Annotated in this window: 10 protein-coding genes, 1 tRNA gene and 1 pseudogene; 11 read left to right on the top strand and 1 reads right to left on the bottom strand. The window is 76.5% G+C overall.

The window, feature by feature from the left end; all coding sequences use genetic code 11:
- The 10 genes and pseudogenes from CS2_RS16420 to CS2_RS16375 all read left to right on the top strand — a co-directional run.
- Positions 1-439, top strand: a pseudogene (locus CS2_RS16420) (hypothetical protein); the annotation flags it as partial.
- Positions 440-527: 88 nt separating this feature from the next.
- Positions 528-977: a roadblock/LC7 domain-containing protein gene (locus tag CS2_RS16415; protein ID WP_046529366.1), complete on the top strand. Its 450-nt coding sequence runs from the start codon at positions 528-530 to the stop codon at positions 975-977.
- A gap of 10 nt (positions 978-987) precedes the next feature.
- Complete coding sequence (locus CS2_RS16410) at positions 988-1,365, top strand: DUF742 domain-containing protein (RefSeq protein ID WP_046529365.1); 378 nt, start codon at positions 988-990, stop codon at positions 1,363-1,365.
- Positions 1,346-1,957: a GTP-binding protein gene (locus CS2_RS16405; RefSeq protein WP_046529364.1), complete on the top strand. Its 612-nt coding sequence runs from the start codon at positions 1,346-1,348 to the stop codon at positions 1,955-1,957. The genes CS2_RS16410 and CS2_RS16405 overlap by 20 nt, the downstream gene beginning before the upstream one ends.
- A gap of 71 nt (positions 1,958-2,028) precedes the next feature.
- Positions 2,029-2,493 carry a PIN domain-containing protein gene (locus CS2_RS18915; protein WP_070320784.1) on the top strand — a complete coding sequence of 155 codons (465 nt, stop codon included), beginning with the start codon at positions 2,029-2,031 and terminating at the stop codon, positions 2,491-2,493.
- Between the two features lie 77 nt (positions 2,494-2,570).
- Complete coding sequence (locus tag CS2_RS16395) at positions 2,571-3,869, top strand: glycoside hydrolase family 32 protein (protein WP_169798665.1); 1,299 nt, start codon at positions 2,571-2,573, stop codon at positions 3,867-3,869.
- Between the two features lie 104 nt (positions 3,870-3,973).
- Positions 3,974-4,066 (top strand) — tRNA-Ser (locus tag CS2_RS16390).
- An 81-nt stretch (positions 4,067-4,147) separates the two neighbouring features.
- The gene (locus CS2_RS16385; protein ID WP_070320782.1) at positions 4,148-5,086 is read left to right on the top strand and encodes an alpha/beta hydrolase fold domain-containing protein; all 939 of its coding nucleotides are present in this window, start codon (positions 4,148-4,150) and stop codon (positions 5,084-5,086) included.
- Positions 5,087-5,269: 183 nt separating this feature from the next.
- Positions 5,270-6,673 (top strand): MFS transporter, encoded by a 1,404-nt coding sequence (locus tag CS2_RS16380; protein ID WP_070320781.1) that lies wholly within the window; start codon positions 5,270-5,272, stop codon positions 6,671-6,673.
- Positions 6,670-7,659 carry an alpha/beta fold hydrolase gene (locus CS2_RS16375; RefSeq protein WP_070320780.1) on the top strand — a complete coding sequence of 330 codons (990 nt, stop codon included), beginning with the start codon at positions 6,670-6,672 and terminating at the stop codon, positions 7,657-7,659. The genes CS2_RS16380 and CS2_RS16375 overlap by 4 nt, the downstream gene beginning before the upstream one ends.
- Before the next feature lie 165 nt (positions 7,660-7,824).
- On the opposite strand, the gene CS2_RS16370 is transcribed toward CS2_RS16375, so the two are convergent.
- Positions 7,825-8,379 (bottom strand): helix-turn-helix domain-containing protein, encoded by a 555-nt coding sequence (locus CS2_RS16370; protein ID WP_174524315.1) that lies wholly within the window; start codon positions 8,377-8,379, stop codon positions 7,825-7,827.
- A gap of 56 nt (positions 8,380-8,435) precedes the next feature.
- On the opposite strand from CS2_RS16370, the gene CS2_RS16365 reads away from it, so the two are divergent.
- Complete coding sequence (locus CS2_RS16365; protein ID WP_070320779.1) at positions 8,436-9,611, top strand: benzoate/H(+) symporter BenE family transporter; 1,176 nt, start codon at positions 8,436-8,438, stop codon at positions 9,609-9,611.
- Positions 9,612-9,876: the final 265 nt, after the last annotated feature.

The raw sequence follows: 9,876 nt of genomic DNA, 5'->3' as shown, positions 1-9,876 counted from the left end.
GGCCCCGGCGGCGGCCGCGACCCCGCCGGAGGCGCGCACCGCGCCGTCCTGGTCGCCCCCGGAGTGGGCCGCGCGCCAGCCGGCCGCGCCCACGGCGACCGTCCCCCACCCGTCCGTCCCGCCGTCGACCGCGCCCCGCGTGGGCACGCTCGACGACGAGGTCGCGGCGATGCTCGCCCTGCGGTCGGACATCCAGGAGCAGGCTCTCTCGGAGCTGAGCCAGCTGTCCGCGTACCGGCCCAGCGCGGTCGGTGCAGGCGGTTCGGAGCGTCTCATCAAGCGTGTGCCGAGCGCGGTCCCCGCCGCGCCCGCACCGATGGAGGAGCGCCCCGTCCAGCGCGACGCCGACCAGCTGCGGTCCCGGCTGTCGAGCTTCCAGTCGGGCACGTCGCGCGGACGGCGTGCCTCCACCGGACCAGAGAACGGTGACCACCAGTGATCCGACAGCCCCAGATCTCCGGTGACCTGCGTGTCACCGGCGACACCCCGCCCGCAGTCGGCCCAGACTGCACCATGAAGGAGGAAGTGTGACCGCGCTCAGCACCGAGGCAGCCAACTTCGGCTGGCTCCTGGACAACTTCGTCCGGACCGTGCCCGGCACTCGCCACACGCTCGTGGTGTCGGCCGACGGTCTGCTCATGGCGATGTCCGAGCAGCTCGACCGCACCAGCGGCGACCAGCTCGCGGCGATCGTCTCGGGCATGTCGAGCCTGACCCGTGGCGCGTCGCGCCAGCTCCGTGCGGGGGAGGTGCGGCAGGCCATCATCGAGATGGACCACCTGTTCCTCTTCCTCATGAGCGTGTCGAACGGCTCGGTCCTCGCCGTCGTCGCCGAGTCGACGTGCGACGTCGGCCTCATCGGCTACGAGATGGCGATGCTCGTCTCCCGCACCGAGGCGACGCTGACCCCGCAGCTCATCTCCGAGATGCGCGGCCAGCTGCCCGTCGACGGCGCGACCCGGGCCCCGGTGGCCTGAGGGCACGCGGATGAGCGAACACGTCGAGTACGAGGCCAGAACGGTCCGGCCCTACGCCGTGACCGGCGGTCGCGTGCGCTCGGCCCGCTCCGACCTGCCTCTCGAGGCTCTGGTCGAGGTCATGCCGGGCGCCGTGGCGAGCACGGGCCTGACCCCCGAGAAGCGCGCGATCATCCAGCACGCGTCGGCCGGGTACATCTCGGTCGCCGAGCTGTCGGCGCTGCTCCACCTGCCGCTCGGTGTCGTCCGGATCATCGTGTCCGACCTCGCCGACGCCAACTACGTGCGCGTGCACACCTCTCAGCCGGTCGAGGTCAACACCGGTGAGTCCCCCGCCCTGTCCCTGAGCGTGCTGGAGAGTGTTCTCAATGGCATTTCCGCCCTCTGACGCCGCTGTCGCCGCTCCGGCCGGGGCTGCGGGCGCCGTCGCCCCCACCGTCGTCAAGATCGTCGTCGCGGGCGGCTTCGCCGTCGGCAAGACGACGTTCATCGGCTCGATCTCCGACATCGAGCCGCTCAACACCGAGGCCGCGATGACCGAGCACTCCGTGGGCGTCGACGACGCCGGCGGCGTGACCGACCGCAAGACGACCACGACGGTCGCGATGGACTTCGGTCGCATCGCGCTGCCGGGCTCGCTGTGGCTCTACCTGTTCGGCACCCCGGGCCAGGACCGCTTCCTCTTCATGTGGGACGACCTGGTGCGCGGTGCGATCGGTGCGGTCGTCCTGGTCGACACCGACCGGCTCGACCAGTGCTTCCCGGCCGTCGACTACTTCGAGTCGCGCGGCATCCCGTTCGTCGTGGGCGTCAACTGCTTCGACGGGATCGCCAAGCACCAGCTCGACGACGTCCGCGAGGCGCTCGCCATCCCGGCGCACGTCCCGGTCCTGTACACGGACGCGCGGTCGCGCGCCGCGACCAAGCAGGCCCTCATCGCGCTGGTGCAGCTCGCCATGGAGCGCCTGCGTCAGCGGTGAGCACGTCACCCACGGACGGCCGGACCCCCACGGGGGCCGGCCGTCCGCGCGTCCGGGGCCAGGATGGGGGCGTGCCCGCGCCCCGTCCCGTCCCGGCCGCGGAGGTGCTGCGCCCGCGTGACCCGGCGGCCGAGGTGTACGTCGACGGCTCGGCGCTGAGCCGTTACGTGCCGCAGGCGCCCGAGTCGGCCGCGTGGTCCGCGTGGTCCGCGGAGCACGAGGCCACCGCGGTCGTGTCGTCGGTGTCGGTGCTGGAGGCACGCGTCGTGGCGGGTCTCGTGGGCGTCGACGCGGCGCTGGCCGTGCTGGACGCGCTCGTGCGGCTGCCGCGGCTGCGGCTCTCGGACCAGGCGCTGCGGCGCGCCGTGCTGCTGCCGGCGGGGCTGGGCCCGTTCGTGGCGCTCCACGTGGGCGCGGCGCAGGCGCACCTCGACGTGCGCGCGGTCGCGACGTACGACGCGCCGACGGCGCGCGCAGCCGATGCGGTCGGGCTCGCGGTGGTGACGCCGGGCCGGCCGACCGGGTGGTGGCGCTGAGCATCGGTCGTCGGCGTGCCGCGGCCCGGGACCGCGTGCCGTCGTCGGGCCCCGCGACGGCGGGTGAGGATGGTGCCGTGACCGCCGACCTCGACCGCCACGCCCCGCGCTGGCACGTGCGCGCGCCGCACGGCTGGCTCAACGACCCCAACGGCGTCGGCCGGTGGGACGGCCGCTGGCACGTGATGTACCAGTGGAACCCGCACGCGCCGGTGTGGGGGGACATCCACTGGGGGCACGCGAGCTCGCCGGACCTGCTGCGCTGGGACCACGAGCCGACCGCGCTGGCGCCGCGCCCCGGCACGATCGACGCGGGCGGGGCGTGGAGCGGCGTCGCGGTGCACGACGACGGCGACGTCGCGCTGCTGTACAGCGCGGTGCGCGACCGTGAGCCGAGCGCGGGCGTCGCGGTGGCGCGGCGTGGGCCCGACGGCACGTGGGTGCAGCCGGACCGGCTCGCGGCGCCGCACCCGGACGCGCCGGGTGTGGTGGACGTGCGGGACCCGTTCGTCCTGACGGTCGACGGGCGGCGGCTGGGCGTGCAGGGTGCCGGGGTCGACGGCCGGGGCGCGGTGCTCGTCTACGACGTCGCGGACCTCGACGACTGGCGGCCGCTCGGCACGCTGCTCACGGCCGACGAGGCGGGGGACCAGGCGGGCGCGGAGCAGCCCGGCGAGGTGTGGGAGTGCCCGCAGCTCGTGCGCGTCGGCGACGCGTGGGTGCTGCTGGTCTCGTGGTTCGAGCGTGCGCACGGCCCCGAGCGGTTCGGGGTGACGGCATTCACGGGGCGGCTCGACGTGTCGGGGGAGGCGCCGCGTTTCGTGGTCGAGCGCGCGGCGCCCCTGGACGCGGGGCCGGACCTGTACGCGCCGCAGGCGTACGTGGCCGACGACGGGCGCGTGCTGGTGTGGGGCTGGTCGTGGGAGGGGCGCGGTGCCGCGCACGCCGAGCGGCCCGCGCACGAGGTCGCGGCCGCGGGCTGGGCGGGCGTGCTGACGTGCCCGCGCGAGCTGGTGCTGACGCCGGACGGGACGGCCGTGACGCGGCCGGTCGCCGAGCTGGCGGGGCTGCGGGGCGGCGCGCTGCCCCTGGTCGACGGAGTGCTCGGCACCGACGAGCCGGCGTTCCGGGTCGCGGCGTCCGGGCCGGTCGTCGTGTCGCTGGTCGACGGCACGGACGAGGTGCGCGTGTGGGCGTCGCGCGGGCCCGCCGAGGTGCTGGTCGACGGCTCGCTGCTCGAGGCGTTCGAACCCGCGCGCAGCACCACGCTGCGGGTGTACCCGCGGGGTGCGCAGCGGTGGCGCGTGCGGGCGTCGGGCGACGTCGAGGCGCACGTGCTGCGGGTGCCGGGGGAGGGCGCGTCCGCCGCCGACTGACCCGCGCGGTCGCGCACGGTGCGGCTGATGCGCCGACACCCGCCTCGGTCGCGGCTCGGTGTGGGAAGATCGTCGCCGCCGTTCGGCTCGTCCGCGCGGCACCGGGAGGGCTGGCTGAGCGGCCGAAAGCGACGGTCTTGAAAACCGTTGGTGCGGTGACCCCGTGCTCAAGGGTTCGAATCCCTTGCCCTCCGCCACGCCGACGCCCGGCGCCGCCCGCACACCGCGGCGCGGGTGGCCGGTGTGGTCCCGGGGGCGCGCCTCTACGATGGCGGGTCATGAGGCTCGACCCCGACTTCGTCGACGCACCGCCGCGTCGCGACCCGTCCGCCCCGCCCGAGGACTTCCCGAGCGCCACGCCGCAGGAGCGGCTCGACACCGCGCGGCGCATGCGCGGCGCCGACACGGGGCAGTTCGGCCCCGTGCCCGCGCCGGGCGTCGACCGGCAGGAGATCGAGATCCCGACGCGCGCCGGGTCCATCCGGGCGCGGGTGTACCACCCGCAGGCCGGGGTCGACGAGCCCGGGTTCGTGGTGTGGGTGCACGGCGGCGGGTTCGTGCTGGGCGACCTCGACACGTCCGAGCACACGGCGGCCGAGCTCGCGCGGACCGCGGGGCTCCCGGTCGTGAGCCTCCACTACCGGCGTGCGCCCGAGCACCCGTACCCCGCGGCGATCGAGGACGCGCAGGACGCCGTGCGGTGGCTCACCGGCCCCGACGGCGCGGCGGTCGGCGTCACGGGTCCGTTCGCGGTCGCCGGGGACTCGGCGGGTGCGTCGGTGTCGCTCGCGCTGTGCCAGCTCGCGACGCGCGGTGAGTGCCCGCGCCCGGCGTTCGCGCTCGCGGCGTACCCCGACGTCGACCACGTCGAGCTGCGCGCCGCCGCGGACAACCAGATCGGGCTGCTGTTCGAGCGGTCGTACCTGCCCGACGACGCCGTGCGCACCGACCCGCTGGTCTCGCCGGTGCTCGCGGCGCCCGAGGTGCTCGCCGACCTGCCGCCGACGCTGCTGCTCATCGCCGAGCTCGACGCGTTCCGCGACGGCGAGGAGGCGTTCGCCGAGCGCGCACGGGCCGCCGGTGCGCCGCTGTCGGTGCTCACCGCCAACGGCATGCCGCACGGGTTCCTCGACCAGACGTGGCGCTCGCCGGTCGCGCGGCGTCTCGCCGTGGCCGCGTTCGCGGCGGTCGGGCACGGGGTGCGCGAGGCGCGCTGACGTCCGGGGTGCGCGAGGCGCGCTGACGTCCGGGGTGCGCGAGGCGCGCTGACGCCCGCGGTGCGCGAGGCCCGCTGACGCCGAGCCGAGGGCCGCACGGTCGGTCAGGGCGCCCGCCCGGTTCCGGCGCGCCGTTCACCCGGGCGTCTCCCGGCGGTCGGGGCGACGGCCTACGCTGCGCGCATGGGTCACCCCGGCACCGAGGCCACCGTCGACGACGTCGTCGACCCCGTCCCTGCTCCCGCCCGCGGGCAGGTCGCCGCGTGGGCGTCCTGGGACTGGGGGTCGGCCGCGTTCAACGCGGTCGTCACGACGTTCGTCTTCACCGTCTTCCTCACGAGCGGGGCGTTCGTCGAGCCGGGTGCCGACGAGGCTGCGACCAAGGCCCTGCACAGCCAGTGGCTCGGTTGGGGCCTGGCCGCCGCGGGCCTGCTCGTCGCGCTCACCGCGCCCGCGCTGGGCACGCTCGCCGACGCGGGCGGGCGGCGACGCCCGCTGCTCGCGGTGACGTCCGGGATCGTCGGGCTGTCGGTGCTCGCGCTGTGGTTCGTCGAGCCGGTCGAGGGCGGCATGACGCAGGCCGTGCTGCTGGGCATCGTGCTGCTCGCCGTCGGGACCATCGCGTTCGAGATCGCGTCGGTCGCGTACAACGCGCTGCTGCTGCAGATCAGCGGGCCGCGGACCATCGGCCGCATCAGCGGCATCGGGTGGGGTGCCGGGTACGTCGGCGGGATCGTGCTGCTGCTCGTGCTGTACGTGGGCTTCATCCAGCCCGACGTCGGGTGGTTCGGCGTGACGTCCGAGGGCGGGCTCGACGTGCGGGTCTCGATGCTCGTCGCGGGCGCGTGGTTCCTCGTCTTCGCGGTGCCGGTGCTGCTGTTCGTGCCCGACCACCGCCGCCCCGGCGCACCGCCTGCGCGCGTCGGCGTCGCGGGGGCGTACCGCGCGGTCGGCGCGCACGTCGCGCAGCTGTGGCGCGAGCGCCGCTCGACGCTGCGGTTCCTCGTCGCGTCCGCGGTGTTCCGCGACGGCCTGACGGGCGTCTTCACGTTCGGCGGCGTGCTCGCCGCCGGCACGTTCGGCTTCTCGCCGGGGGACGTCATCGTGTTCGCGATCGCCGCGAACGTCGTCGCCGGCGCCTCGACCATCGCGTCGGGCTGGCTCGACGACCGGTACGGGCCGCGGCGCCTCGTCACCGTCGCGCTCGTCGTGCTCGTGCTGTCCGGGTCGGCCGTGTTCTTCCTGCACGACGCCGGCAAGAACGCGTTCTGGGTCGCGGGGCTCGTGCTGTCCGCGTGCGTCGGGCCCGCGCAGTCGGCGTCCCGCGGGCTGCTCGCGCGCCTCGCCGAGCCGGGCCGCGAGACCGAGCTGTTCGGCCTCTACGCCACCACGGGTCGCGCCGCGACGTTCCTCGCGCCCGCGGCGTTCGCGCTCGCGATCGCCCTGGGCGGCGGGAAGGAGCAGTACTGGGGCGTGCTCGGCATCGTCGCGGTGCTGCTGGTCGGGCTCGTGCTGTTCGTGCCCGTGCGGTTCCCGCGCGGTCTGGGGGTCGACGGCCGCCGCGACGTCACGGAGCCCGGCGCGTGAGCGTGCTGCCCGGCCCCGACGCCGAGGCGTGGGTGCCCGACCGGCTGCTGCCCGGCTACGAGGCGTGGACGCTGCCCGGGTGGGTGGCACCCGCCGTCGGCCCGCTCGCGCGGCAGGTCGCCGCCGGTGGTCCGGACCCCGTGCTGACGCTCGTGCGTCCCGTCGAGCCGCCCGCGCGCCCGCGCGGCGTCGTCGTGCTGCTGCACGGCTACAACGACTACGTCTTCCAGACGCACGTGGTCGACGCGCTCGCGGCCGCCGGCTGGGCCGCGCTGGGGCTCGACGCGCGCCGCGCCGGTCGCTCCTGGCGTCCGGGCGACGTGCCGCACTACCAGGGCGACCTGCGCGAGCAGGCGTCGGACCTCACGCGCGCGGTCACGGTCGCGCGGCGCACGTGGTCCGGGCTGCCCGTCGTCGTGCACGGGCACTCGTGCGGCGGGCTCGTCACCGCCCTGTGGGCGCACGCGCACCGCGGCGGCGCCGGGGCCGACGCGATCGTGCTCGACAGCCCGTTCCTGTCGTTCGAGCGCTCGTGGGTGCGGCCGCTGCAGGACGGTGCGCTGCGCCCGCTGGCCCGGCGCGCACCGCTGCGCGTCGTCGCCGCCGCGCCGTCGCGGTACGCCGCTCGCCTCGCGGAGCGCTGGGACTTCGACACGTCGCTGAAGTCCCCCGGGGGCGTGCCCGCGCGCGCCGGGTGGCTCGCGGCCGTGCGCGCGGGCCACCTGCGCGTCGCCCGCGGGCTCGAGATCGACGTGCCGGTGCTCGTCGCGCGAGCGGCCCGCTCGGCCGCCGACGTCGACGGGCCCGGCCTCGACACCGCCGACACCGTGCTCGACGTCGCGACGATCGCCGCCCTCGGGCCGCGCCTCGGTCGCGACGTGCACGAGCTGGTCGTCGAGGACGGCGTGCACGACCTCACGCTCTCGGCCGAGGGGCCGCGCCAGGTCTACCTCGACGCGGTGACGGACTTCCTCGACCGGCTCTGACCCGCCCCCGGGCGACCCGCGAGCCCGCCCGCGCACCGCCACCCGGGACGCCACCGCCGCCGAGTGCGCCACCACGCCGCCGAGTGCACCCGTCGCTTCTGGTGCACTCGGCGGCGATCGGGCGCACTCGGTGCGGGTGTGGGCGTAAGGGCGTAAGGGCGGGCGTCATGCGGGGGTGCGGACCACCAGGACCGCGTCGGCGGGGGCGTCGAGGGCCTCGTAGGTGTGGTCGGTGTCGCTCGTCCAGGTGGTCGCGTCGCCCGTGGCGAGCGTGACCTGCGCACCCGCCGCCCCGACGCGCGCGCGGCCGCGGGTCACCACGAGGTGCTCGACGACGCCCGGCCCGTGCGCGGCCGACGTGTGCTCCCGCCCGGGCTCGAGCCGCAGCGCGTAGACCTCGACCGTGCCGGCGTCGTCGGCGTGCGCGTCGAGCAGCCGGGCGGTGATGCCGGGGGACGCGACCTGCGCGCCGACCCGCTCGGCCAGCAGCCACGACAGCGGCAGCCCGAGCGCGCCCGACAGCGCGTAGAGCGTGCCGAGCGTGGGGTTGCGCGCGCCGTGCTCGATCTCGGAGAGCGAGCCCTTGCCGACGCCGGCGGCCGCGGCGAGCGCACCGAGCGACAGCCCGCGCTCGGTGCGCGCACGGCGCAGCCGCTCGCCGATGAGTGCGGGCAGGGCGTCGGCCGGCGTGGTCGGGGCGGGGGACGCGTCGGCGGGCACGCGACGAGGATAGGGGAGTGTTCCGTCGACGGAACACCTCGGCTACCGTTCTGTTCGTGGAACGCCTGCAGCCGCACCTCGTCGGGCTCGTCACCGCCCTCGTCGGGTTCACGAGCTCGTTCGCCGTCGTCCTCGCCGGGCTGCGCGCCGTCGGCGCCGACCCGCGCCAGGCCACGTCGGGGCTCGTCGCGCTGTGCGCCGTGCAGGGCCTCGCGACCGTCGTGCTGTCGCAGCGGTACCGCACACCGCTGACCGCCGCCTGGTCCACGCCCGGCGCCGCGCTGCTCGTCGCGACCGGCAGCGTGGCCGGCGGGTGGCCCGCCGCGGTCGGCGCGTTCGTCGTGTGCGGCGGGCTCGTGGTGCTCACGGCGCTGTGGCGGCCGCTCGGGCGGCTCGTCGCCGCCGTCCCCGCACCGCTCGCGCAGGCCATGCTCGCGGGCGTCCTGCTCGCGTTGTGCCTCGCACCCGTGCGAGGGCTCGTCGCAGCGCCCCTGCTGGTGGCGCCCGTCGTGCTGCTGTGGCTCGTGCTGCTGCGCCTCGCGCCCCGCTGGGCGGCGCCCGCGGCGTTCGCCGCCGCGCTCGTCGTGGCCGTCGTCGTCACGACGCGCGCCGGCCACCCGCCCGCGCTCGTGGCACCGCTCGTCGAGCTCACGGCGCCCGCTTTCACGCCGGGCGCGCTCGTCGGGATCGCGGTGCCCCTCTACCTCGTGACGATGGCCTCGCAGAACGTGCCCGGTGCGGCCGTCGTCGCGTCCGCGGGGTACGCCGTGCCGTGGCGCGCGTCGCTGCTGGTCACGGGTGCCGGGACCGTCGCCGGTGCCGCGGCCGGCGGGCACGCCGTCAACCTGGCGGCCATCACCGCGGCGCTGCCCGCCTCGCCCGACGCGCACCCCGACCCCGCGCGGCGGTGGGTCGCGTCGCGCACGGCCGGCGTGTGCTACCTGGTGCTCGCGGCCCTCGCGCCGACGCTCACGGCGCTCGTCGCCGCCGCCCCGGCCGGGCTCGTCGAGGCCGTCGCGGGGCTCGCGCTGCTGCCCGCGCTGGGCTCGGCGCTCGCGGTCGCGGCGGCGGACGCCGAGCGGCGGGTGCCCGCGCTGGTGACGTTCCTGCTCGCGGCCAGCTCGGTCACGATCGCGGGGGTCGGCTCGGCGTTCTGGGGGCTCGTCGCGGGCCTGGCCGCGTGGCGGTGGCTGCGTCCGCGCGTCGCGGCGCCGGTGCCGTCCCGCACCTGACCCCCGCTGTCGGCCACCCGCCACCCCACCACCCGCCTCACCCGTCGAGTGCGGACTTGTGCCGGTGATAGCCGCCCAGAACCGGCACAAGCCCGCGTCCGACGGGTGAGTGGGTGGTGGGTGGTCGGGTGAGGGCGTGGTGGTTGGTGAGCCGTCGGAGCCACGGTGCTTCCGGTGCCGAGTGCGGACCTGTGCCGGTGATGGCCGCCCAGAGCCGGCACAAGTCCGCGTTCGGCGGGTGAGTGGGTGGTGGGTGGGTGGGTGG

This window comes from Cellulomonas iranensis NBRC 101100 = JCM 18110, assembly GCF_001552375.1.
Taxonomy (GTDB): Bacteria; Actinomycetota; Actinomycetes; order Actinomycetales; family Cellulomonadaceae; genus Cellulomonas; species Cellulomonas iranensis.
Note: the sequence above shows the minus strand (reverse complement) of the source record. Positions and strands in the feature narration are given on the sequence as shown.

Coding starts and splice junctions, on each gene's coding strand:
- CS2_RS16385 (WP_070320782.1), top strand. CDS start 4,148: ATGAGGCTCGACCCCGACTTCGTCGACGCACCGCCGCGTCGCGACCCG.
- CS2_RS16410 (WP_046529365.1), top strand. CDS start 988: ATGAGCGAACACGTCGAGTACGAGGCCAGAACGGTCCGGCCCTACGCC.
- CS2_RS16380 (WP_070320781.1), top strand. CDS start 5,270: ATGGGTCACCCCGGCACCGAGGCCACCGTCGACGACGTCGTCGACCCC.
- CS2_RS16405 (WP_046529364.1), top strand. CDS start 1,346: ATGGCATTTCCGCCCTCTGACGCCGCTGTCGCCGCTCCGGCCGGGGCT.